We start from the raw sequence: 23,960 nt of genomic DNA on the forward strand, positions 1-23,960 counted from the left end.
CTTAATTTAAAATTGCGATACTGATACACAGGTAGCCAGCAAACAGGCACCAGAGTAAATAAGGAAGAAATAAATAGCTGGCTAACGGGCTGACCCGATGGAAAAATTTGATACAAGCAACGATCAATAGAATCAATACAACGATCACAACACTTGCCAGCCAAAAATGATCCCCACCAAAGAAAATAATACTCCAAGAAAAATTCAGGACCTGCTGGAGGGTGAACAATACGATAGCCGTTGCTTTCCCCTTTTTGATTTCAGACGTGATCAACAGAAACAGTGACGTCCCCATCATCGCATAGAGAATGGTCCACATAAGCCCAAAAATACTTCCCGGTGGTGACAAAGGTGGCTTTTCTAGCGCCTGATACATACTGCTGATATCTCCAGCAAAGTAACTTGATACAACCCCTGTCAGTTCGATCCCAATGACACTTAGTAACCAGATGAGCCACTTCATAATGAAAACCTCCTTTCTTCCACTTTACCATAGAAAGCCGAAGAAACCTGATCCCAAGTATTAAAGAAAGTACTGGACACACATCACCAGGATCATGATAAGAATTCCCGGCAAAAAATTTGAGACACGAATGTAACTGATTTTTAAAATATTGATGCCGATCCCGCAAATCATAATACCGCCGATGGCACTGATTTCTCCCATCAATTCGGTCATCAGTTCCGGGGGGATCAAGCGGACCAACACACTGGCTGCCAATACGATCGTTCCTTGATAAATAAAAATCGGTATCGATGAGAACAAGACACCGGCACCCAGAGAAGCCGTCAGCATGATCGACATAAAACCATCCATCACCGATTTTGTGTACAAGGTTGCATGGCTGCTAGATACACCGCTCTCGATCGAACCGATGATCCCCATGGAACCAATCACAAAAATCAGGGAAGCCGTCACAAAACCTTCTGCAAAATTACTTCCTGAACGAGCAAAACGTGTTTCTAGAAACAAACCCAAACGATTCATCCCCTCTTCGATCCCAAACCACTCTCCTAGCATCGCACCGATACACAAGCTAATAATGATCACGATAAAGGAACGTGTTTGGATCGCCATCTGGATCCCCAGTACAATAACTCCTAAACCGATTCCTTTCGTTACCGTGTCCTTCATTTCTTCCGTGATATTTCTCAAAATAATTCCTAATAAACTGCCAACAATGATTGCTCCACTATTGACTAATACACCACTTAACAACGATTGATCCTCCTCTTTACATCTCTTGAGAAGTATAGCATAATTCGCATAATTTTCTGACATTTCCCCGTCACTTTTTTAAAAAAGCTTTTTCTGTTGTCTTTTCTTGTTATACTATAAAAAAACCTTCAAGGAGGAGTCCCATGTATCTTCGTGAAATCAAAGAAACAGACAATTTGCCAATCGCTGCGATCATTCGCAAAAATCTGGAGGAGGTCGGACTGAATCTGCCTGGAACAGCTTATTTCGATCCTGAGCTAGAACGGTTGTCTCATTTTTATCAGCATCTCCCGAATGCTAGCTACTGGGTACTTGTCAATGAACACGAACAAGTGACCGGTGGTGTCGGAATCGCTCCTTTTACAGAAAATCTTGCAGAACTCCAAAAACTATATTTAAGTCCCTCTGTCAAAAAGCAGGGTTACGGACAATTACTCTTAGATCATGCACTGGCCTTCGCCGAAAAACATTATCAGGGCGTCTATTTAGAAACCTCTTCGATCCTCTCAAATGCGCTGCAGCTGTATGCAAAAAATGATTTTGAAGCTTTAGATCAGCCTCTCGGAGCAAGTGGTCACGACACGATGGATATTTGGTTGATCAAACGGTTTTAAAAGAGATGCGAACTCGTGTCTTTTTTAAATCTTTTCGAGTGACAAAGTGTTACTTTTAGTTTATACTTATTATTAGTGACATTTTGTCACTTTCATACGAGTTATTTTTAGGAGGACTACACTATGTTTTTAGCATTGAAAGAAATGCGTTATTCCAAGTTGAGATATGGATTGATCATCGGCATTATGGTCTTGATCGCTTATGTCGTCTTTATGCTTTCTGGTCTGGCCCGAGGTTTGGCAGAAGAATTCAAAAAAGGCGTCGAAGATTGGCAAGCGCAGGAGATTATCCTCTCAGAAGAAGCCAACAAAACCCTTGTCGCTTCACAGTTGACAAGAAAGGATCTTGAAGCTGTCGCTAACGATGTAAAAGCACCGATCGGCATGCACAGCGGTGCCATCAAAGGAACCGATCAAAACGTGGTAGTGTTCAGCACGACCAACGACGCCTTCATTTTACCTGACCTGACGGAAGGTACGCTCTATACGGAACCCAACGAAATCATTATTTCTCAAAATTTAGCTGACAAAGGCTACCAAATCGGTGACACTCTCAACATTGGTAAATTTGAAGAGGATCTGACGATCACTGGTATTTTTCCAGAGACCTTCTACACTGTCTCTCCTGTCATCTATACTGATCTGGATACTTGGACAGCCATGAAGTTTGGTGACCAACCCTTTGCTTCAGACGATGACAAGCCTTTGAATGTGATCGCCACACAAAAAAATGCCACGATCACTGACGATCAAGACAAGTATGAGGTTCTTTCCACACCTGAACTGATCGAGAATATTCCAGGCTATTCTGCACAAAATCTGACATTAGATGCGATGGTTTATTTCTTATTCGTGGTTGCTACTGCCGTTATCGGCATCTTTATGTATGTCATCACTTTACAAAAAACAGCCATCTTTGGCGTGATGAAAGCTCAAGGGATCAAAAATAGTTTCCTTGCTCGTTCACTGATCGCTCAATCCTTTGTTGTGGGTGCTATCGGAACCTTGATCGCCATGACCCTAGCATTTTTGACTAGTTTCATTCTACCGGAAGCCATGCCTTTTGCCATCATCTGGTCACAATGGCTACTCTATAGTCTGGTCTTGTTGCTAGTAGCGATCCTCGGCGGACTCTTCTCGATCCGAACTGTTTCTAAAGTCGACCCAATCACTGCTATCGGAGGTTAATCAACATGAAAGATATTTTAGTAATGAAAGAAATCGTCAAAAAATTTGGTGATGGACGAACAGAAGTAACTGCTTTGAAGGGGATTGATTTTACCGTCCAACAAGGAGAGTTCGTCAGTATCATCGGGCCTTCAGGATCAGGAAAAAGTACCTTTCTGACGATCTCTGGCGGATTGCAAAACCCTACCTCAGGAGAAATCCTGATCAACGGCACCTCTTTTTCAAAATTAGGCGATAAAAAACGCGCTGATCTTCGCTTCAAAGAAATCGGATTTATTTTGCAAAGCTCTAATTTAGTTCCCTTCTTGAAGGTCAAAGAACAATTCCAGCTCGTAAACAAAGTTGCCAAAAGAAAAGAAGATGATACTCGGAGAGATGAGCTGTTGGAATCACTGGATATCAAAGGCTTGCTAGATAGCTATCCTCGCGACCTGTCTGGTGGTGAGCGTCAGCGTGTCGCTATCGCGCGTGCCTTGTTCAACGAGCCTAGTCTGATCCTAGCAGACGAACCGACGGCAAGTCTCGACACAGACCACGCGTATGATGTCGTCAAGTTGCTAGTCAAAGAAGCTCATGAAAAACAAAAAGCCACTGTCATGGTGACCCACGATGAACGCATGATCCAATGGAGTGACCGTGTCTATCGGATGAAGGACGGTCAACTGTTGGAAGAAAGCTAAATACTCCAAAGAATAATGACAAAGAAAACCTTTGCACGTATAATACAGGAAGAACGTATTGAAAGAGGCGAAACAAATGCCAAAAGAAACCTTCCAAAACCTATCTGCAGAAAAAAAACAGCATATTGAAGAAATTCTCTTGGATAACTTTTATGATCGACATGTCAGTCAGGTGAAAGTATCAGAGATCGTTGAAGCCATGCAAATGTCCCGCGGGGCTTTCTATAAATATTTTCAAGATCTGGAGGATGCCTATACCTATCTCAAAAAGAAATACTCGATGGTCGTTCATGGTGATATCTTACGGTCGATCGCCCAGCATAAGCAAGACTTCTTTTTAGGGATTGAGCACTTTTTAGTACAATGCAGTGAAGCTGAACGCGACAGCCATTACTGGCAGATGCTTCAGTTCTTGACTCAAAGCAATGATCTGCAGATGTCCAAGCGAAAACCGCTCTCTCAGGATTCTCCAATGGTTCGTCAATGGTTGGAGTTGCTGGAGCTGAATCGATTTGCCATTGATTCTACAGACGAAGCACTGCGTTTCTTGTATTTTGTCATGTCCTTAGTGATGAATACACTTACCGACTGTATCGTGAACCAATGGGACACAGACGAATTGATCAAAGAGTTCCAGTTTAAAAAAAACTGGCTGTTAAAAGGCATAAAAGCAGAGTGATGACGAACATCACTCTGCTTTTATATTACCTAGAAACAAGCGAGGCTTGGTGCTTCACTTGAATACAATTATTTTTTAGGTTTGAATCCTTTTAATCGCAAAGCGTTGAGTAGTACCGAGACTGAACTAAAGCTCATCGCTGCACCAGCGATCATCGGATTTAACAAGGGTCCACCAAACAGATGCAAGACACCCATCGCGACTGGGATGCCTAACACATTGTAAGCAAATGCCCAGAACAGATTTTCCTTGATGTTTTTGATGGTCGCCCGACTCAATTCGATCGCTGTCGGTACATCCATCAGGTCACTGCGCATCAATACGATATCGGCAGATTCAATAGCAACATCCGTACCGGAACCGATCGCGATTCCGACATTGGCCTGAGCCAAGGCAGGAGCATCATTGATCCCGTCTCCGACCATCGCCACGTGCAAGCCTTCTTCCTGAAGTTTCTTGACTTCATTGGCTTTGTCTTCGGGTAGTACCTCGCTGAAGACGCGATCAATGCCAACTTCTTTAGCAATCGCTTCGGCGGTCCGTTTATTATCGCCTGTGATCATCGCGACCTGCAGTCCCATACGGTGTAGCTTATCGATGGCGGCGATACTGTTCTCCTTGATCGTATCGGCAACAGCGACGATCCCGATCAGTTGGTTGTCTGCGGCAATGAACATAGGGGTCTTTCCTTCTGAAGCTAAACGATCGGAGTCACTGACAGCCGTCATGAGTTCGATCTCTTGTTCACGCATGAGTTTTTGATTGCCCAGCAAGAGGTCTTGTCCTTCGACCGTCACTTCGATCCCATGTCCCGGGATCGCATTAAAAGCTGTCGTTTCGCTCAATGACAAGCCTCGTTCTTTGGCACCTTCAACAATGGCTTCACCCAACGGATGTTCAGAGCCTGTTTCGGCAGAAGCCGACAAACGCAGAACCTGTTCTTCGCTAAAATCATTGTATGTCAAGACATCCGTTACAATCGGTTTACCTTCAGTGATCGTCCCTGTTTTATCAAAAACGATAGTCTCGACTTTCTGTGTCGTTTCCAGCGCATCCCCACTTTTGATCAAGACGCCATTTTCTGCCCCTTTACCTGTACCGACCATAATAGCCGTTGGTGTTGCTAAACCAAGGGCACAAGGACAAGCGATCACCAGTACAGAAATCGTGATACTCAAAGCAAACACCCAGGATTCCTGCCCCAGCAATAACCAAGCAAGACCTGACAAGACCGCCAAGGCAATCACGATCGGCACAAAGACACCAGAGACTTTATCCGCCATTTTAGCGATAGGCGCTTTTGAGCCTTGTGCATCCTCTACCAGCTTGATGATTTGAGACAGTGTCGTATCTTTGCCGACTTTGGTTGCTTCAAAACGAAAGGAACCCGTTTTGTTGATACTTGCACCAACGACTGCATCGCCTTCACGTTTTTCGATAGGGATACTTTCGCCTGTAATCATTGATTCATCGACTGCGGATGTTCCAGAAATGATTGTTCCATCAACTGGAATTTTGTCTCCCGGTCGGACGACTACGATGTCCCCTGTTTGTACCTGTTCAATCGGGATCTCCACTTCTGCGTTCTCACGAATGATTCGAGCCGTTTTCGGTGCCAGCCCCATTAATTTCTTGATCGCTTCCGACGTTTTCCCTTTAGAAACAGCTTCAAAATATTTTCCCAAAGTAATCAATGTCAAGATGACCGCAGCTGATTCAAAATAAAGATCTGGGTGTCCATGATGCACAACGACCCGTCCCATTGCCAATAATACCGTCATCACGATTCCCTGCAAAATAGCCGCAGACGTACCGATCGCAATCAGTGAATCCATATTAGGATGCCCTTTGAATAAGGCTTTGAAACCGACTGTGTAAAACGGCAAGCCAAAGTAAACCACCGGCAACGTCAAGACAAGCTGTAACACAGCAAAACGTGCCGAATAATGGACCGGATCAATCAAACCTGGCACTGGCAAGCCAATCATGGGTCCCATCGCTATATAAAGCAACGGAACAGTAAAGATCGCTGACCAGAAGAAACGTCGCCACATCTCTTTGATGTGCAGTTGTTTTTTGTCGACTTTTTCTTCATCATCTGTTTCATCCACTGCCTGATAACCCGCATCCGCGACCGCCTGCATGATCCCTTGGGCACTGACTACTTCTGGATCGTAATGGACAACCATTTTTTCTGTCGCCAGATTCACCGAAGCTGTTTGGACACCCGCTACTTTGTTGACCGCTTTTTCAACCGTTTGTGAGCAAGAAGCACAGGTCATTCCTTCGATCGTAAAGCTCTGTTCGATCGTGTTATCAGCAACACTGTACCCTGCATCTGAAACAGCTTTTTTGATTTGGTCTTCCGTTACCTTTTCTTGATAAGTCACACTTAATTTCTCTGTTGCCAAGTTGACATTTGCGGTCTCCACACCTGCAACTTTTTGGACCGCTTTTTCAACCGTTTGCGCACACGATGCACAAGTCATTCCTTCTATTGCAAAAGTATCTTTCATTTTATCTCTCCTCACGTCTTTCTCTACTATCAATGAACGACAACGCTCGACAAGCAATGACTTCTTTACTCTATGATAAGCTTTCCTGAATTTTTTGTCATCAGCTATTCTACACGCTGTTCGTTTACAATCGTAATCATTTTATAAACTTACTATAACTTTTAAGATTACACTTGTCAACGAAAAGAATTTATTTCTGTTTTCTACAAAATAAACGCCAATAAACAATCAACTACAGCGTATAGCTATCTCGTTTTTGATTCCCATGTGCCCAGTTGACTTTCTGTTAGAATCAGTTCATTGATTGTCCTTTAAAAAAGAAATACAACGCGATCCCACCAAGAATCAAAGGGACCAATACCTTTTTCCAACGGATCATTTGCTGTTGAATCCAATGATAGAAACGGTCAAAAGAGGCTCTCTTTTTCACATATACGACAAACATCAAGACCAACGGTGACATATAGATCAGATTATAGACCGTCATCAACAAAAGCACCCAGCCTGGAGAGAGCTCCTGATTGATCAGCATACCTAGAAAAGCAAAATACGGAAAAGCTGTCGCCAGTTCGGATAGTGTCGCACCGCTCCCTAGCATGATCAACGTCAACGGAGACAAGTTTCCTTTGATTTCCACCGTTTGCTGTTGCTCAGATTCCTCGGGTTTTCGTAACAGCACAATCAGAAACAGCAACAAGAAGAACACTGCCAACAATAAATAAATCTGTCCCAAAAAAGGTGCCGATCCTTCTTTGATTTTTTGAAAGACAGCAACAAAAAGGTCCGATAAACCAAAGTAGAACAAGACCCCTCCCAGAAAGTTGAGCATACCTGTAGGTAAAATAAAATACCAGATATCTCTGGGCTTTCTAACCATTCCTTGTAAAATAAACTGCTGTCCGATCGCCATTGGGTTCAAGCTATCCAACCCGCTTGTTAAAAGGGTCGTTGCCCATAATTCCCACATAATCAATCACTCCCTAAAAAAAATAAAACCTAGGGAAACGATCCTCTCCGAATCATTCCTCCTAGGCTTTTCTCCTACCGTGTACGCTATGCGCGTTGTCTCTCGGACCAGACCAGTCAACCTGCGGAACCCTAGACAACTTTCTTTATTCAAGTTCTTTTAGTTATAGCAAATGCACTGTAAAAAGTCAAAGGCAGTCCTACCTGCTGTTCTGCCTTTCTTTATATCGGTCCCATAGAAAACGCAAAGAAACAGCGAGCGCATACGGAATCAGCGCGTAAAGAATCGTTCTGCCAATTTCCCGCAGTGAAAATTCAGCGCTCGTATTTCCTGTAATATATAACAGAGAATAGGTCACTGACAATGCCAATACCAAATAGATGATTTTTCGGAAAAGAACTTTCCAATACTGCATGCCTATCTGCACCTCAATTTTCTTTCTATTTTGGTCGTTCAAACGGATGGCCTCTGTTGAATACTTTGTATCTTGTCTGTATCTGCCGTTGGTGGAACAAATTCGTGGTTCATTTGTCAGCCTCCTTTTTAGATACTTCTTTTCTTTTACTGTAGCATTGATTCGATAATATGTACAACAGACACACAAAAACGGACAACTTCTCAAAAGAGACTGTCCGTTTTTTACTAAATTCCGATCAATGTTGCAAATACTGGAACTACAACGACTGTGATCACTCCGACTACAATGACAGAGATACTTGCCATGGCAGCTTCGGTTTCACCAATTTCCAAACCGACAGCGACTCCTAATGCATGGCCGGCAGCTCCAAGTGCTAACCCCTTGGCTACTGGATGTTTAATGTGGAACCATTTCAGTGCCAAACGTCCCAGTGCATAGGTCAATACGCCATTGAAGATCACGGTAAAAGCTGTAATCGAAGCCACGCCACCAACCGACTCAGAGATTGGGACGGCAATCGCTGTTGTGGCCGCCTGAGGCAAAATAGAGGCAATGATACTCGGATGCATTTGAATCAGTCTGCCTGCTGCGACCACAGCGATCAGTGACCCGAAGGAACCGATCGTCAATGCAGTCAGGATCTCGACCCAATACTTTTTCAGTACGTCTCTTTTTTTATATAAGGGAATCGCAAAGGCAACTGTCGCGGGTTCTAAAAAGAAGCTGATGAATTTGCCACCCTCATTGTATTCTTCATAACTAATCCCGGTTACCTTCAATACTAGAACACCCAGGATCATCGCCACGAACAAAGGGGTGAACAGGAAGAACCCTTTACTCTTCTTAAACGCCCATGCGCCAATACCAAACACGACAAAAGAAATCATAATACCGACATAAGGACTCATAGTGAAGCGCCTCCCTTGTTCTCTGCATGGAAGCTTCCTGTAGAGGGTTCACGATTGTCTTTGATATGTAGCAGAAAGGCACCCGTCCAGCCAGTAGCTGCCAGTAATGCCAGTGTAGCGACCAAAATAACGAACAGGATCTGAAGTCCATAATGCTGCATGATGTCTAATGAATTGACTAGTGAGATACCGGATGGGACAAATAAAAAGGTAATGACCCGTGACAATGAGTTGCTTAGGCTTTCGATTTGTTCTAATTTGATTAGCTTGGTGCATAACCCGACAAACAGCAAGATCATTCCGATCACGGATGCTGGTACAGGAATCGGTAGTATGCGTGCGATCCCATTTGCCAGTAGCATGATCAAGGCAAAAATAAATGCTTGTTGTAAAAATGAATAGACTTTCTTTTCCATAAGATCCACTCCTCTTGTTTTCTATGAACCCAGTATAGGATGAAAACGGATTTTTAAGGGGAGATTTTCTCGAAATACACAAATAGCGACACGAAATGCAAAAAGAACTCCCTCACTTGCACGAGGAAGTTCTTGCGTCAATCCAAGCCAACTTGGTCCTTGAAGCTTTTGACATAGGAACGACTGACAGGTACTCTTGAGCCATTTTCCAAAATCACCTGCAGCGTATGGTTGAACCACGGCTGGATCTCCTGAATTTTGGTTCGATTTAAAATAAAGCTACGATGGGTCTTTAAAAACAATTCAGAAGGCAGCTTCTGTTCAATTTTATTTAAGGTACCTGACATTCGATAGACGTGGTCTTTGACAGCGATCTGTAGCTCCCGTCCTTCGACAGAGACCAAATAAATGTCCTCTGGCGCAATCAAATAGATTCGATCCTCCCCTTGAATCGGCAATGCTTCCAGCTTTGCTTGCGTTTTAGGCTGCTCTTTGGAAAACGTCTTTAACGCTTTATCTATTGCCTGATGGACTTTTTCTTCTTCAAAAGGTTTGAGGATATAGTCTTTGGCATTGACCTGAAATGCTTTGAAAGCATACTGATCATAAGCAGTTGCAAAAATCAGATAGGGTGCTTTTTTCAAATGGGTCAGTTTCTCTGCCAGATCGAGCCCACTTTCATCCGTCAAATGGATATCCAAAAAGAGAATATCCGGCTTTTGATCCATCATTTCTTCCATCGCTTCTTCCACAGATTCGGCTTCTGCAGTTGAAGTGATCTGCGGGTGGCACAACACCAGATAGCTTAACTCTTCTCTGGCCAAGGGTTCATCATCAACGATCAATACATGCATTTTTCACACCTTCTTTTCTCTGATAGGCACAGCCAAACGCACATGACTGCCTCCTGTAGGACGATTTTCGATTTGGAAGGTCCCACTACCACTGTATAGATTAGAAATTCTACGGGCTAAGTTTTCTAAAGCCGTGCCGGTTCCTTTTTCTGATTGAACCGGTTCTTTGCCCAATAGCTTGCGGCGCTCTTCCGGAATCCCGATCCCATTATCCCAAACATCGATCACGATATGACGATCGATCCGTCGGGCCACAACCTTGACTTGATTATTGGTTTTACGATTAGCAAAGGCATGCTTGATCGTGTTCTCAACCAAAATTTGAATGGCATAAGGCGGGAGCTCGCACTGTTCTGTTCCTCGTTCAATATCAAATTCAACTTGGTAACGATCAGGAAAACGCGCTTGCTCCAAAGAAAGATAGGCATTGACCTGATCCAGTTCCTGGGTCAACGGAATCGTTGTTTGGATCGCCCCTTGCAGGTTGCCACGGAAATACGTGCTCAGCTGCAACAATAGTTTTCGTGCTTTTTCAGCATCTTTGCGCATCAAAGCAGAGATCGTGTTGATCGCATTGAAAAAGAAATGGGGATTGACTTGCGCCTGTAAACTTTTGATCTCGGCTTCTTTTAACAGCTTGGACTGGAGCTCGGCTTCTCCCAACTCGATTTGAGAAGAAAAAATCGTGCCCAATCCTTCTGCTAGTTGTTCCTCCACATGGGTCAGCTGCGCGGGATTCGTAAAGTACATCTTTAAAGTCCCTACGATTTTTTGATGGGCATAGAGCGGAATCACGATCGCTGCTTGCAGCGGGCAATCCGGATGTGAACAGCCCACCTCTTCTCTCGTGCGAGCGATCGTCATCTCTCCTGTATGCAAAACCTTTCGAGACAATTCCGTGATCACTTCCAATTCAGGGATATGATGATCATCTCCCGCACCGACATGCGCCAAGATCTGATGGGTATCCGTCATGCTGATGGCACTGGTTTTGGTATAGTGCTGAATGATCCGAGCTACCTTTTGACAGGAGTGCTCGTTCAAGCCTTCGCGAAAATAAGGCAGTGTTTCTGCGGCTAGTTCAAGTACGTCATGGGTTTGCACCGCTTTGGCCTGCTCCTCCTGCTTGAGTGTGGTGATTAGAATCGACATAAAAATAAAGGTTCCCACACTATTTAACAGAATCATCGGCAAGGCGATCAGACGTACCAGCATCAACCCTTCTAATAAGCTGCCGCTAAAAAAGAGAATGAACAGCATTTGAATGACTTCCATCAATGCTCCTACCAAGGCAGACTGTTTTGCCTGGGGGAATTGATGTTCCTTAGTTAATAAGCGCTGCCCAATAATTCCAGACAAACTACCAACAATCAGTGAAGATGGAATATAAAAGAAGCCGGAACCCGCACCTTGGATCACACGATGGATTCCTGCGATCAAGCCGACGAATCCTCCGACAAATGGACCACCCACTAGACCGGAAACACCAATCACCAGTGTTCTTGTATTAGCGATCGAAGCATTGCTACTAAGATAAGTTAAAATATTGCTCGGAACGATCTCATTTTGTGTGATCTCAATCCCGGTAAAATTAGAAATAATCGCAAATACACCAAAAATCAGTGCCAAACGAACCTTGGAAGCTGATCTTTCTCGTGTCAATAATATTTTTTTGAAATACGGTACATTCAATAATAAAAAAGCCAATAAAATGATCAAGCCGACACGCTCCATCATCAAAATAAACAATTCCAACATTGCCTTTCCCCCTCCTCTTTCACTATACTACAAAATTTGAGAAATGGTACGCAGGACTTTTTATCAATCTAATAGCTCTCCCCATTCATCCTTACACTATCCAGCTGTTTTTCTTTGGCGTATCTCGATGTCATTTATGCAAGAATTTCCTATTTCACACCAATAATTACACGGATTCGACAATCAATCGTTGTTAAAGAACTATTTTTTAGCTGAAACGCTTTATTTTTTGTTGATTTAGAAGAATCCTACTGATAAAACATGCTATAATTTGTGCGATAGGAGGCATATCCATGTTTTATTTACTTGTTTTATCCAACATCATCTATTTACTCGTTTCTTTTATCATCTTAGACGGCATTCCTGTGTTGAAAAAAACCAACCCTTTTTTACTGTCTGTGATGGTTTTTTTACTTCTCAGTTATATACGATTGGGCTTTTATATTTCCGTTATTGACGAATTGCTCTTGTTTATGATTCTACTGACTTTTTCTTATATGAACAATCGGAAGCAGTTGATCGGTACAACCTTTCTCCTTTTGTCTCTAGCTTTTATTTTGCAGTTTCTAGCGATTCATGTCCCTTACTCTGACCGATTACTTCTATACCTTATGAGTTCTGGAAATGACCTTTGGATCTTTAGCTACATCCTGCTAATGCTGGTCATTGTCGGTCTGGTCAGCTTTCTTGCTAAAAAATATCTACTGTCCAAACTCTCACAAAAAGTCAGTCAATTCCTAGGATACGGGGCATTTGCCAGTATCTTGTGTTATCAGTTGTATAGCTTTTTTGAGTACATTCTTCTCAGTCCTACAGAAACTCAGGGAACGACCTTTGTACAAGTTTTTATCCTTTTATTTTTATTCATGATCACCATTAGTATCATCAGTATTTATACTCTGGTAAATAACCAGCGTTTGGGCTTTGAAGCACAAAAGAAAACGATCGAACAACAGGCGATGAAGGTCTACATCGACGAATTGAACAAGCAAAGTCTAGAGATCCGTAAATTTCGTCATGACTACATCAACATCCTCTCGTCTTTGGAAGGCTACTTGGAGATGGAAGACTTTGATGGTCTAAAAGCGTATTATCATCAATCAATCCAACCGACACGTACCTTGTTTTCCGATCATTTTTTGCGATTGAATGATCTACAAAAAATCGACGATCCAGCCTTACGAAGCATTTTTGTGACCAAACTTTTGTTGGCACAGGAAAAAGGCCTCTCTGTTCAGTTGGAGATCAGCGACACCTTTTCATTACCGCCTCAGTTAGATCCAGTCGTTCTAGTGAGAATCATTGGGATCTTACTAGATAATGCGATCGAAGAGCTGGAGCAACTTCAGCATGGGCAGCTGGAGGTTGCACTACTTAAAATAGAGACTGATATCCTATTGCTGATCCAAAATACTGTTCGTCCTACGATCGAACCTTTGCATCAGCTGAAGTCAGCAGGTTTTTCCACGAAAGGAACAAGCCGAGGTCTTGGACTGTCTACAGTAGACGAACTCATTAGTCAATCTTCTAGCCTGTTACTGGAAACAAAGATTACACCACAACACTTTACCCAAAAAATAACGATATTAGGAGGTTAAGCGATGTTGGACATATTTATTTGCGAAGACAATCTGATCCAAAGAACTCGTTTGGAACAGTTGATCCAGCGCTACAGCTTGATCGAGGAATATGACATGCAGCTGACACTGAGTACGAATGATCCCTACGAACTGCTAGATTACCTGAAAAGTCATACAAAAACGTACGGTGTCTACTTTCTAGATGTCGATCTGGCCTCAGATATCGATGGGATTCAGCTGGGAGCTAAAATTCGCGATCTTTGTATTGAAGGAAAAATTATTTTTATTACCACACATGGAGAGCTTGCTCCGCTAACCTTCAAATACAAAGTTGAAGCCATGGATTATATTCTCAAAGATCAACCTGAAGAAATGGAGCAACGTGTCAAAGAGGCCTTGGACCAAGCCTATAAACATTACAATTCCGAAAACAAGGAACATGTCCAGCGTATTCGACTAGAGGTCGGGACACAGACTCGTTTCTTTGATTTGGCGAGCATCATGTTTATTGAGACCTCACCAAACTCCCACAAGCTGATTTTGCACTTGGCAAACAGCTCCGTTGAATTTTACGGAAAAATCACTGAAATCGAAAAAATATCAGAACATTTTCTTCGGGTCCATAAGTCCTTTGTGGTGAATCTACAAAATATCGTGGATGTAGATCGACAAAAACGACTGCTGACCTTCAAAAATGGCGAGACTTGTTGGGCTTCCACACGTCAAATTACACGTGTAAATCAAGCGTTCAGGACAAAATAAGCAACGTTTGGGCAATTTTTGGTTTTTCATCCGTTTTTTGTAGTACCCTTGAACCAATAACTAACGAAAGGATGATTCAAATGAAAAAATTGTTCTTATTTGCTTTTTTCTTTGGCTTGATGCTGAATATTGCCCCTGTTGGATATGCGGATACTGTTACCGAATCAGACGTAGAGGTCCAGGCTCTATTCACAAAATACAGATTTCTCTCTTACCCACCGAAAACCTATCATGGTAAAACGCTAGTCAGAGTCGACACGTACAAAACCCACTATGACGGCTGGTACCTATGATCCGTATTTTCTTGTATCTGATGACCATTGGTTTTATTCTCTTGTCGGTTCTCAGTCCGATCCACAATGACTATCAATTCTTTTATATGGTCGGTGCGATCGTTTCTCTTGTCACACTAATGTTTGTTACTACTTTTGAAAAAAGTGATCCTAATTAAGGATGTGAAACAGTTGAAGCTCCTTTTAGGCTTGCTGACTCTGATTTTGGTGGGTATGATCGTTGCAGGTTATCTTACGATGAATTTTTCTATCTTCCAATTTATCGTGTGTCTAGTGTTTTTGCTTTTGTTGACACATCTCTCCTTTTCAGACAGCGACTAAAAAACCGATCGGTATCAATCAAGCTTACAGCAGCTGATCGTATCGATCGGTTTTTCTATTTATTGGCTCAATCTCTCAGGTAGAGGGATGCACGTACAGCCCATTGACCATGGCAATCTCTCGGATCATTCCCAATGTATCAATGTTCGTTGAAAGAAACGTGACGAACAAGGAATCTACCTGCAGGATTAGTTCCAGTTCAGGTAAAGAAAAGATCGTCTGATTTCTTTCATTCAAAGAAGAGAGTAGCAGATTATCTATCAGTTGAAAATCGATGGCTTCACCGGTGAACTTCATCAAGCTTTCTTCTTGGTAATCAAAAAAGCTGGATTCGATAAACAAACACTCCGCATATCCCAGAATTGTCAGCAGCGTTCGCCGATATTTTTCCAAATACAGCGAATAATTCTGGCGCAATTTTTGATCCGGTGAGTCTCTATCGTAATCGAATTCATAAAAATAGAGTTTGCTGGACATTGCTTTAGGCAAATGATCGATGCACTGCAAAGATCTGCCTTCCTTCGGTGTCAGTGAGAGTAAATTTTCCAGAAAAAAATTCTTCCTGTATAAAATCTTCTCTTCAAAAAAACTTTCTATATACTGATAACTTTCCAAATACAACTCACGCTCTGGCATTGAAATTCAACTCCGTCTCACTGTTTTTGATCTAGTGGTTCATTATATCAAAAAGTGTGCTTCCAAAACCAAAAATAGCCCAAACGCGGTGTTTTTATGCCTGAACGCTGTGTTATTTTCATTTAACTACTGGTAAAACAAAAAAACAGCCGATCTTTCAGCTGTTTTGACGTGGTTCTGTTCTCAGAGAAACAAACGGATTCCATTATAAATATTGATTCCTAAAACGACGAGAATGATCACCTGAAAAATCAGTGTCACATATTTTGATGAGAACAATTTGCTTGCTTCTGCTCCTAAGATCCCACCTAAAACGGCTGCCGCTACTACATACCACAAAATTGACAGATCATAACGGGCAAAGCCTGTCGAAAAAGCAATCGTCACTAATTTTGACAGCTGCGAGAAAAAAATCGTACAGATCGAATAGACCGTGGCTTCTTTGATTGGCATCGCAAACATCAGCATCAATAAAGAAACATTGATCGGTCCGCCTCCAATTCCCAGCAAACTAGCCAAAAATCCTAAAAGCAAACCGCAAAGCACATACCAGCCAAGCCCCTGTAGTTCGAAATTTTTCCAGTCAAAGCGTGAATAAAGAAAGGCAAAAACCAGTGTGATGATCGTCAGAAAAATCTGTAGCAGCTGGACAGTTGCTTCACTTTCAAAACTTGTCAGTACGTACTCAAACGTGGTACTTCCTAAGATTCCTCCCAAAATCGAGCCAAAGGAAAGCCAGCCTACAATCTTTGCTTTGATACTCACACCATTGCTCATTTGCCGTACAGTAGAAACGATCGACATCACAAAAACGGCGACTGTGGAATAAAAGGAGATCGCTGCGACTGTATCTAAAGCAAAGAAGTCAAGAACCGGCTTGATGATCACGCCTCCACCCATACCGGAAACTGCGCCAACCGTATTGGATAACACGATCACTAAAAAATAAATCAACGCTCTCACGTCTCCACCTCCTCTCTTCTATCATACCTGTTTCCCGTAAAAAAGCTAGAGATACCACAAAGCGGACGATTCCATGATTGAAAATTAAACGAACACATGCTACTATAAAATGACATTGAGAATCATTCTCAATTGAACTAGCATACACATATTTTTCTACGAAAGATTTTTTATAGAAAGCAGGTAGTCTATGAAACAACCAATTGTTGATGTAGTCATTATCGGCGGTGGTCCCGCTGGTTTGTACGCAGCCTTTTATGGCGGGCTGCGAGATTTGAAAATAACGGTTTTAGAGGCACAAGAGGCATTAGGCGGTAAAATCAATTTTTATCCCGAAAAATTCGTCTGGGATGTCGGTGCTTTGCCACCAACCAAAGGGCACAACGTTCGACAACACCTGATCGATCAAGCAACGACCTTTGATGCCCAATTTTTTACAGGCTCCAAAGCTATACAAGTAACGAAAGAAGATTCACTCTTTCACGTCACAGATGAACACGGACGGATCCATCTTTGTCGTACCGTCTTGTTTGCAGTTGGTGGCGGTATCGTCTCACCCAAAAAAATAACGGCACCCGTTGCTGAAGAGGCTGCGCCTCATGTTTACTACACCTTTCCCGATTATCAAAAAATCAAAGGGGAACGGATCGTTGTTTCTGGTGGTGGAGATGCCGCTGTCGATTATGCCAATGAGTGTCTCAAATTCGCTAAAGAAGTCTTTATTGCCTATCGCGGAGCAGCACTCAAAGCACATGAAGCCCCGGTTGCTCAGTTTAAAAAACAAGGAGGTCAGCTTTTACTGAATGCTGACATCCAAACGATCAATGAAGGAACCACACATAAGATCTCACTCGTTTTTCGTGATCAAACGATCTTGCCTACCGATCACCTTTTGATTCAACATGGACATGACCGTGACCGCTCTTTTCTCGATACTCTCGATTTTCCATTTGAAAAAGAGCAAGATTTTTACTTTGCCTGTCAGGAACCGACTGTCACCAATATTCCCGGCTTGTTTGCAGCCGGAGACATCCAATACTCAAAAGGCAAGCTCTATCTTTTGGCCAGTGCCTTTCAAGAAGCCGCGAATAGTATCAACCAAATCAAACGTTATCTTGATCCACAAACCCATTTGCAGGCCATGGTCTCTTCCCACAACAAGAAGTTTGACTCTTTGAACCAAGCCTTGATCTCTTAAGAATCGAACAGCCTGATGAAACAATGCTTCCATCGCATTCTTCATCAGGCTTTTTTTGAGCCATTTTTTAGTGCTTCTTGGCTGAATGATTTCCTTATTGACCGCCAGACAGTCATCTTGACCAAATTTCTGACATATTTTTTGGCTTTTTCTGATTTTAACAGCTATTTTGCCCTTTCTTACTGTCAAGATGGACTGCTGCGTGTCAAGATGGAGCAATTTATACCAAGATGGTTTTTTGAATAACTATCGTCTCATGATAATTTAGTCGTGAGGTGAGACCTATGTTGAAAATACTATTAGAAAATCAAGACAAAACTATTTATCAAGTGTTCTGCTGTCTACAGGAAAAAAATCCTCGTAATCTGGAGGAAGTGGCATTTCTATTAAAAAAAACGCCGAATACCCTACAGCGGATCCTGCGTTCCTGGACTCAGGATCCCTTGAACCGTTCGACCGGCGTTGGTTTTTATTTAGCAAATAGCCAGATCAAGGGAATTTATGCCAAAGAACATGCCCAGCTCTTTATCAGTATCTTGCTCCATCGCAGTGCCAGTTTTCAATTACTCAACAAACTTTTGCTCAAACCTTACTGCACGGCCGTGACTGCTCAACATGAGCTACATATTGGGATGAGCACCTTTCAAAGACGTGTCAAACAACTGCGTGTTTTTTTAGCTTCTTATGATTTGGAGCTATCCTTTAGACACTTGCCAGCCTTAAAAGGGGAAGAGGCTCATATTCGCTGGCTGGCTTTCCAGCTCTCCTTGATCACTGATCCACCCGTTATTCCCTCTACAGCTGCTTTGTTTCATCGCTACCAAGAAATCAGCGAGCAACGAACACGACAAGGTTTTTTCGTTCAAGACTATTGTCAGAAAAATATCAACCAGTTTTTCACTCCCCGTTTCCAATTAAATGAACGAGGCCTGCTCTTTTTATGGAAGCAACTACTAGGAGTGGAACCAATATGGGCGAATATGGAAATCGATGAGACCCTTTCTTTTGCTCTACACGCTCACACCTTGTTAAGCGAATTTGCTATCAAACAGCTACAGCCGCAGTTGCATCGGCTCCACTGTTTAGCCACCTTGTTTCCCGGTGAGCTTCAGTCCTTATCTGGATTCACGGTGACGAATGAAGTTCAGTTGTTGACACAAAGCTTTTGTCGACTGTTGCCTGATTACGAAACACTATTGAAAAAGCATCCCGAGCTGCCCTTTCTTTATCAGCAACTCTTCACGCACTATCGCGATCAGGAGGATATTATGATGGTATCCGAGGATTAAATTCTTTCGTCAAAAAGAAGTCAGCAAGGACTCACTGACTTCTACTATCTGCTACTTTTTGACCAAATTCACTCTCTGGAAAAGCGGCGACTGCTCTTTTTAATTTTTCTTTCGTTAGATTAGCACCGAACAAAGGACTGCCGGATTCTAATAAAATTCCTTGGTGCAATTCCCCAATAAACAAGGGATCGAAGCCAAGATCATCAATGAGTTGAGCCGTGATCCGACCAGCTTCTTCATGATCGGTCGCATAGGCGATCGCTTTGCGGTTATCTTGTCCAACCGGGCGCGCTTCTCTATCCAGATCATGATAGCCCATATGATTGAAGGCTTTGACAAGCTGCGTTTCTGGTAAAAATTCTGCAATCACTTCAGAGGACGAACGAACCATATCTGAGATCATGTTGTCCTTGCCGTCAACTTCCCACCAGTAATTCATGGCATCTAGGACGATTTTTCCGGTCAGTCCTTCTTTTGCGATCGTCTGGTATTTGCCCAAAGGCAGGGCAAGCAGAACGATGTCTGCTTGTTCACTAACTTCCTGAGCCGTGGCTGCCTTCGCTCCAGGAATTAGTACTTCGATCGTCAAGGCGATCTTTTCCACTGGACCGGATCCCGCAATGATGACCGAATATCCGGCATCCACAGCTAAGCGTGCCAATGTGGTTCCTAATTTTCCTGCACCTAAAATGCCCAAGACTGGTTTCGTCATCTCATTCACCTCTTAGAATTTCTTTGACTCGTGGGATCACTTTTTCACCGTACAGCTGAATCGTACGGAAACGGTCTTTTTGCATTTGCCCTCCAGCACCATAAACAAAATCAAAGCGTTGCACACCCAATGCTTGCATGACATGAGCGATCTTTCGAGCAACCGTTTCTGGACTGCCTACATAATAGGAACCTGACTCGATCTCAAATTCAAAACGTTCTCGATCCATCGCTGACCAGCCACGTTCTCTTCCGATCTGGTCCATCGATTTTTTCACATAGTTCCAAGCAATCTCGCGGGCTTCTTCATCCGTATCTGCGATCACTCCATGTGAATGCATGCCCAGCGGATGTAAGGGCTGACCAAATTGAGCTGCCGCCCGCTGATACAAGGAGATATATGATTTGAAACGTTTGGGATCCCCACCAATGATCGCCAACATGACTGGAAAACCATATTTAGCGGCTCGAATGATCGAATCCGGCGAACCGCCAACACCCACTTGAACGTCCAGTCGCTTAGTCATTTTAGGATAAACCTGGACATTGTCCAGAGATTGCGTAAAACGACCTTTCCAATTCACCGGCTCATTTTTCAGCAACTCATTGAATAAAGCTGCCTTTTCTTCAAATAGTTCATTGTAATCCCGCAGATCATAACCAAACAACGGAAAAGATTCCGTAAAAGAACCACGACCAAGCATCACCTGAGCACGCCCATTTGACAAAGCGTCCACCGTTGCAAAGCGTTGGTACACACGAACAGGATCATCCGAACTCAAGACGGTTACACCGGTTCCCAGTATAATATTTTTTGTTACCATCGCCAATGCTGCCAAAACAGTATCTGGACTAGCGATCGAATATTCTTTCCGATGATGCTCGCCCAACGCGATCACATCAATGCCCAATTCATCCGCTAATTTTCCCTCTTCAATGATCATTCGCAAAGATTCTTCATCACTCATTCGTTCCTGGGTTTCCTCATGATACGCAATATCTCCAAAGGTATCTAATCCGAATATTAAATTTTCAATATCTATCGTCATTTTTTTGCTCCTTCTCTCTTCTTCTTACTTCAACTATAACGGATTTTTTCAAAAAGCCAATAAATATGCTTACTATTTGTAAGTAACGGACTTCATTTTCCATTCAAAAAATTTTTTGTTACACTGAAAGAAGAAGCAATGATGCCTTGTTGAATAGAAAGGAGCGTACTTATGCCTTGGAATATGCAGGATTACCCCGCTTCAATGAAGAATCTGGAGGACTTGACCCGAAAGAAAGCCATTGAGATCGGAAATGCTTTACTGGCAGATGACTATCCAGAAGACCGAGCGATCCCGATCGCCATCAGTCAGGCAAAGGAATGGATCAGCAATGTCACACAGCAAGAACGGCAAAGCTTTGCGGATGAAAAAAATCCAAGAAAAACAGACTCTCATGATCACGATCCAGAGAAAGCTCGTTTACTGAATGCTGCGGTCTTGGTCAAATTTGATCCCGATGAAAAAGAGTGGCTCGTCCTCTCTGAAGGGGCACAGCGCGCAAGTGATCGTTTAGCGACGAAAGAAGAAGCCATTGCACGAGGAAGCGATATCGCTGAAAACAAGCAGAGCTGCTTAAAAATCTATAAAATGGATGGCACACTGCAGGAAACAAAAGAGTTTAAATAATACGTTTTTCTACCAATCAAAAAATCCTGAACGGATGTTTACCAGTTCAGGATTTTTATTGTGCCGAGGGAATCACCTAAGTATCCCCTCGGTTTCCTCTATTTTTGTGTAGCTGTTTCAAACACACCATAATAATGCTTCAAGCAAGTTTGCATTCCTTCTTTGGCTACCTGCTTGATCTGTAAATAATCTTTCGGTGTTGTCTCATTAACTTTCGAATAGGCGGCCTGCAATAGATCAGAAAAAATATTGATCTTGCTGATTCCTTCCTGAGCACAACGTTTTAGCTTGACATCTCCTGTAGAAGAACCGCCATGCAAAACTAAAGGTGTCTTGACCGATCGTGCGATTTCATGCAGGCGATCAAAGTTGATTTCCGGAATCCCTTGATAAATACCATGGGCGGTACCGATAGAAATTGCTAGTGAGTCAACCGCTGTTTCTTCAATAAAACGCAAGGCATCTTCTAATGTCGTGTATTGAGAATCGGTTTCTTCGTGGTTTTCGTAGTTTTCTCCTGAACCCACATGTCCGATCTCCGCTTCAACAACGACTCCTTTCGCGTGTGCATAGGCGATGATCTCCTTAGTTCTGTCTACATTCACTTGAAATTCCTCTTGAGATGCATCGATCATCACCGAGGTAAAACCTAGGTCAACTGCTTTTTTGATCACTTCCGGTGTCATCCCATGATCCAAGTGAAGAACGACCGGAACAGAAGCCTTTTCCGCAAAATATTTTCCGTTTAGGGCTGCTTCTTCCAGAGAGATCAAGTCTAAATGCGATTCAGCTAAAGCCAGAATGATTGGTACCTGCAGCTCTTCCGCTACTTCCAAATAGGCTTTCATCGATTCCACATCAATAAAATTAGGTGCTGGGATCGCATAGTTGTTGGTTTGCGCCTGATGGAACAATTCTTTGGATGTGACTAGCATGATTTCTCCTCCTTAATTTCCCATCATCATTAGATTACATTTACGCTTCCGTTTTCTGTTTTGATCCCAGTCGATAAAATAAATATAACCTACCGAACCGATCAAGGGTTCCCCGTCTTTGATGATCAAGGTCTGGCTGGAACCAAACAGACTTGCCCGAATATGAGCGTCTGCATTCAAGATCGTTGCCGGATCATTGGGATATTCCGGTGTTTGCTTGGAGATTTCTTCTAAAAACGCTACGTGTTCCGGACCTGGGTACAAGTAGTCCGACTCTGTCAGTTGTCGCGGGATGACTTTATCCAAAATCCGATTGAGATCCACTTGCAGCAGTTCATCGCCATTCCAATCTTTGTCATGGACATATTCTTCAAAAATGACTGAACAAGTCGTATGTTGTGAGCTGACGATACACATGCCATCTCTGACACCGGCTTCTCGGATCAGCTCTTTGACTTCTTCCGTGATGTCTTGATAGGTGACTCTTCTGCCATTTGATTCTACTTCGATCGTTCGATGCTCGATTTTCATTTTTCTGCCTCGAACCTTTCTTGATAGACCTGATTGACCGCCATTACCATTTGCTCCAGTGTTTCCTCTGGATCGTCTGCCTCAGTAATGCCACTGGTACAGCCGGTTCCGTCAGCACCCATTTGGATCATTCGATAAACATCCTCTGCACTGCTGATACCAGCTGCCTGCAAAACAAGGATCTCAGGATCGATCCCTTTGACTGCTTCATTGGTTTTTTGGATATAGTCATCGTCACTAGTCTGACCTGTTCCGATCAGCTCTGTTGGTTCGCAAAGCAAAACATCTGGCTTCAACAAAGCAATACTGCGAGCTTCTTCCAGTGAATCTGCACAGACGATCGTTTGGATCCCTAGCTCTTTGCCTTTTCGAATTGCCTGTACCAGTTCAGAAAAGGTCATCGCATGCTCAGCATGATTCAAAAAGACCGCACGAACACCTGCCTGATACAAAGACTCCGGTAATACAGCACCCATGCCTCTACCAGGATCGATTCCGTCCATATGCTGTGCGGTAACGATAAGGTGCTTCGTATTGTTGGCGATCGTTGATAGATCAGCGTAGGGAGCAGTCATTAAAACAGACAAATGTGGCAGTTTCTCTGCCAGCTCATCGGCCTTTTTTGCTAATGCCAGTAACTTTTCACCATAAAAATACGACTTGGGATTAAAACAAAAAAATGGACTCTTGATTTTCATTTCCGCAGCTCCTTTTACATTAGTAAAATAACTTTACATTTGATACGAAAAGCATAACGCTTCCATCATTGAATGTCAAGCTATTTATTAGCAAATGAAAATCTATTTACCATATGTAAAAATGACTTTTCGTGTTATAATACCTTTGAT

The 23,960-nt window shown here is 42.9% G+C and carries 27 protein-coding genes and 1 riboswitch; of the genes, 11 read left to right on the forward strand and 16 right to left on the reverse strand.

Annotated elements, in window-relative coordinates:
* Position 1 precedes the first annotated feature (1 nt).
* On the reverse strand, positions 2 to 463 hold the full coding sequence (locus ACWODM_RS03510) for a TspO/MBR family protein (protein ID WP_455319986.1): 462 nt from the start codon (positions 461 to 463) through the stop codon (positions 2 to 4).
* Positions 464 to 523: 60 nt separating this feature from the next.
* Positions 524 to 1,219, reverse strand: coding sequence for a DUF554 domain-containing protein (locus ACWODM_RS03515; RefSeq protein WP_455319987.1), 696 nt, complete (start codon positions 1,217 to 1,219; stop codon positions 524 to 526).
* A gap of 143 nt (positions 1,220 to 1,362) precedes the next feature.
* Here ACWODM_RS03515 and ACWODM_RS03520 point away from each other — a divergent pair, with 143 nt between their 5' ends.
* The 4 genes from ACWODM_RS03520 (at position 1,363) to ACWODM_RS03535 (ending at position 4,380) form a co-directional block, all read left to right on the forward strand.
* Positions 1,363 to 1,833 carry a GNAT family N-acetyltransferase gene (locus tag ACWODM_RS03520; RefSeq protein ID WP_455319988.1) on the forward strand — a complete coding sequence of 157 codons (471 nt, stop codon included), beginning with the start codon at positions 1,363 to 1,365 and terminating at the stop codon, positions 1,831 to 1,833.
* Positions 1,834 to 1,956: 123 nt separating this feature from the next.
* On the forward strand, positions 1,957 to 3,021 hold the full coding sequence (locus ACWODM_RS03525; protein WP_455319989.1) for an ABC transporter permease: 1,065 nt from the start codon (positions 1,957 to 1,959) through the stop codon (positions 3,019 to 3,021).
* Positions 3,022 to 3,026: 5 nt separating this feature from the next.
* On the forward strand, positions 3,027 to 3,701 hold the full coding sequence (locus ACWODM_RS03530; protein ID WP_455319990.1) for an ABC transporter ATP-binding protein: 675 nt from the start codon (positions 3,027 to 3,029) through the stop codon (positions 3,699 to 3,701).
* A 76-nt stretch (positions 3,702 to 3,777) separates the two neighbouring features.
* Entirely contained in the window at positions 3,778 to 4,380 is a 603-nt protein-coding gene (locus ACWODM_RS03535) for a TetR/AcrR family transcriptional regulator (RefSeq protein ID WP_455319991.1), read from the forward strand.
* Positions 4,381 to 4,448: 68 nt separating this feature from the next.
* Here the strand turns inward: ACWODM_RS03535 and ACWODM_RS03540 are convergent, their stop codons facing one another.
* From ACWODM_RS03540 to ACWODM_RS03570, 7 genes are all read right to left on the reverse strand, one after another.
* Positions 4,449 to 6,896, reverse strand: a complete 2,448-nt coding sequence (locus tag ACWODM_RS03540; RefSeq protein WP_455319992.1) for a heavy metal translocating P-type ATPase — start codon at positions 6,894 to 6,896, stop codon at positions 4,449 to 4,451.
* A 292-nt stretch (positions 6,897 to 7,188) separates the two neighbouring features.
* The gene (locus ACWODM_RS03545) at positions 7,189 to 7,863 is read right to left on the reverse strand and encodes a GAP family protein (protein WP_455319993.1); all 675 of its coding nucleotides are present in this window, start codon (positions 7,861 to 7,863) and stop codon (positions 7,189 to 7,191) included.
* Positions 7,864 to 7,919: 56 nt separating this feature from the next.
* A riboswitch (guanidine-I (ykkC/yxkD leader) is annotated at positions 7,920 to 8,009 on the reverse strand.
* A gap of 53 nt (positions 8,010 to 8,062) precedes the next feature.
* A complete protein-coding gene (locus tag ACWODM_RS03550) occupies positions 8,063 to 8,278 on the reverse strand; it encodes a hypothetical protein (protein WP_455319994.1) in 216 nt (71 codons plus the stop codon).
* A 227-nt stretch (positions 8,279 to 8,505) separates the two neighbouring features.
* Complete coding sequence (gene lrgB / locus ACWODM_RS03555; RefSeq protein ID WP_455319995.1) at positions 8,506 to 9,189, reverse strand: antiholin-like protein LrgB; 684 nt, start codon at positions 9,187 to 9,189, stop codon at positions 8,506 to 8,508.
* Positions 9,186 to 9,605, reverse strand: a complete 420-nt coding sequence (gene lrgA / locus ACWODM_RS03560; RefSeq protein ID WP_455319996.1) for an antiholin-like murein hydrolase modulator LrgA — start codon at positions 9,603 to 9,605, stop codon at positions 9,186 to 9,188. The genes lrgB and lrgA overlap by 4 nt, the downstream gene beginning before the upstream one ends.
* Positions 9,606 to 9,742: 137 nt before the next feature.
* Positions 9,743 to 10,459, reverse strand: a complete 717-nt coding sequence (locus ACWODM_RS03565) for a LytR/AlgR family response regulator transcription factor (RefSeq protein WP_455319997.1) — start codon at positions 10,457 to 10,459, stop codon at positions 9,743 to 9,745.
* Between the two features lie 3 nt (positions 10,460 to 10,462).
* Positions 10,463 to 12,217: a LytS/YhcK type 5TM receptor domain-containing protein gene (locus tag ACWODM_RS03570; protein WP_455319998.1), complete on the reverse strand. Its 1,755-nt coding sequence runs from the start codon at positions 12,215 to 12,217 to the stop codon at positions 10,463 to 10,465.
* Between the two features lie 293 nt (positions 12,218 to 12,510).
* Between ACWODM_RS03570 and ACWODM_RS03575 the strand changes: the two genes are divergently transcribed.
* From ACWODM_RS03575 to ACWODM_RS03590, 4 genes are all read left to right on the forward strand, one after another.
* Positions 12,511 to 13,815, forward strand: coding sequence for a sensor histidine kinase (locus ACWODM_RS03575; protein WP_455319999.1), 1,305 nt, complete (start codon positions 12,511 to 12,513; stop codon positions 13,813 to 13,815).
* A gap of 3 nt (positions 13,816 to 13,818) precedes the next feature.
* On the forward strand, positions 13,819 to 14,559 hold the full coding sequence (locus tag ACWODM_RS03580) for a LytR/AlgR family response regulator transcription factor (RefSeq protein WP_455320000.1): 741 nt from the start codon (positions 13,819 to 13,821) through the stop codon (positions 14,557 to 14,559).
* Between the two features lie 80 nt (positions 14,560 to 14,639).
* Positions 14,640 to 14,852 carry a hypothetical protein gene (locus ACWODM_RS03585; protein WP_455320001.1) on the forward strand — a complete coding sequence of 71 codons (213 nt, stop codon included), beginning with the start codon at positions 14,640 to 14,642 and terminating at the stop codon, positions 14,850 to 14,852.
* Positions 14,849 to 15,010 carry a hypothetical protein gene (locus tag ACWODM_RS03590; RefSeq protein ID WP_455320002.1) on the forward strand — a complete coding sequence of 54 codons (162 nt, stop codon included), beginning with the start codon at positions 14,849 to 14,851 and terminating at the stop codon, positions 15,008 to 15,010. The genes ACWODM_RS03585 and ACWODM_RS03590 overlap by 4 nt, the downstream gene beginning before the upstream one ends.
* A 238-nt stretch (positions 15,011 to 15,248) precedes the next feature.
* Here the strand turns inward: ACWODM_RS03590 and ACWODM_RS03595 are convergent, their stop codons facing one another.
* Together ACWODM_RS03595 and ACWODM_RS03600 are read right to left on the reverse strand one after the other, a co-directional pair.
* A complete protein-coding gene (locus ACWODM_RS03595) occupies positions 15,249 to 15,809 on the reverse strand; it encodes a hypothetical protein (protein ID WP_455320003.1) in 561 nt (186 codons plus the stop codon).
* Between the two features lie 183 nt (positions 15,810 to 15,992).
* On the reverse strand, positions 15,993 to 16,772 hold the full coding sequence (locus ACWODM_RS03600) for a sulfite exporter TauE/SafE family protein (RefSeq protein ID WP_455320004.1): 780 nt from the start codon (positions 16,770 to 16,772) through the stop codon (positions 15,993 to 15,995).
* Positions 16,773 to 16,962: 190 nt separating this feature from the next.
* Here ACWODM_RS03600 and ACWODM_RS03605 point away from each other — a divergent pair, with 190 nt between their 5' ends.
* Positions 16,963 to 17,970 (forward strand): NAD(P)/FAD-dependent oxidoreductase, encoded by a 1,008-nt coding sequence (locus ACWODM_RS03605; RefSeq protein WP_455320005.1) that lies wholly within the window; start codon positions 16,963 to 16,965, stop codon positions 17,968 to 17,970.
* Positions 17,971 to 18,254: 284 nt separating this feature from the next.
* Positions 18,255 to 19,259, forward strand: coding sequence for a helix-turn-helix domain-containing protein (locus tag ACWODM_RS03610; protein ID WP_455320006.1), 1,005 nt, complete (start codon positions 18,255 to 18,257; stop codon positions 19,257 to 19,259).
* Between the two features lie 31 nt (positions 19,260 to 19,290).
* Here the strand turns inward: ACWODM_RS03610 and ACWODM_RS03615 are convergent, their stop codons facing one another.
* Both ACWODM_RS03615 and ACWODM_RS03620 read right to left on the reverse strand, forming a co-directional pair.
* The gene (locus ACWODM_RS03615) at positions 19,291 to 19,971 is read right to left on the reverse strand and encodes an NADPH-dependent F420 reductase (protein ID WP_455320007.1); all 681 of its coding nucleotides are present in this window, start codon (positions 19,969 to 19,971) and stop codon (positions 19,291 to 19,293) included.
* 1 nt (position 19,972) lies between these two features.
* Positions 19,973 to 21,019 carry an LLM class flavin-dependent oxidoreductase gene (locus tag ACWODM_RS03620; RefSeq protein ID WP_455320008.1) on the reverse strand — a complete coding sequence of 349 codons (1,047 nt, stop codon included), beginning with the start codon at positions 21,017 to 21,019 and terminating at the stop codon, positions 19,973 to 19,975.
* A gap of 171 nt (positions 21,020 to 21,190) precedes the next feature.
* Between ACWODM_RS03620 and ACWODM_RS03625 the strand changes: the two genes are divergently transcribed.
* The gene (locus ACWODM_RS03625; protein ID WP_455320009.1) at positions 21,191 to 21,646 is read left to right on the forward strand and encodes a DUF2188 domain-containing protein; all 456 of its coding nucleotides are present in this window, start codon (positions 21,191 to 21,193) and stop codon (positions 21,644 to 21,646) included.
* 98 nt (positions 21,647 to 21,744) lie between these two features.
* Here ACWODM_RS03625 and ACWODM_RS03630 read toward each other — a convergent pair whose 3' ends face one another.
* Genes ACWODM_RS03630 through ACWODM_RS03640 form a run of 3 tightly spaced genes read right to left on the reverse strand, consistent with a single transcriptional unit; the run spans position 21,745 to position 23,810 of the window.
* Entirely contained in the window at positions 21,745 to 22,581 is an 837-nt protein-coding gene (locus ACWODM_RS03630) for a class II fructose-bisphosphate aldolase (protein WP_455320010.1), read from the reverse strand.
* Positions 22,582 to 22,593: 12 nt separating this feature from the next.
* Positions 22,594 to 23,112, reverse strand: a complete 519-nt coding sequence (locus tag ACWODM_RS03635; protein WP_455320011.1) for a YjbQ family protein — start codon at positions 23,110 to 23,112, stop codon at positions 22,594 to 22,596.
* Positions 23,109 to 23,810: a triose-phosphate isomerase gene (locus tag ACWODM_RS03640; protein ID WP_455320012.1), complete on the reverse strand. Its 702-nt coding sequence runs from the start codon at positions 23,808 to 23,810 to the stop codon at positions 23,109 to 23,111. Before ACWODM_RS03640 ends, ACWODM_RS03635 begins: the two co-directional genes overlap by 4 nt.
* Positions 23,811 to 23,960 lie beyond the last annotated feature (150 nt).

This window comes from Enterococcus olivae (genome assembly GCF_053760925.1).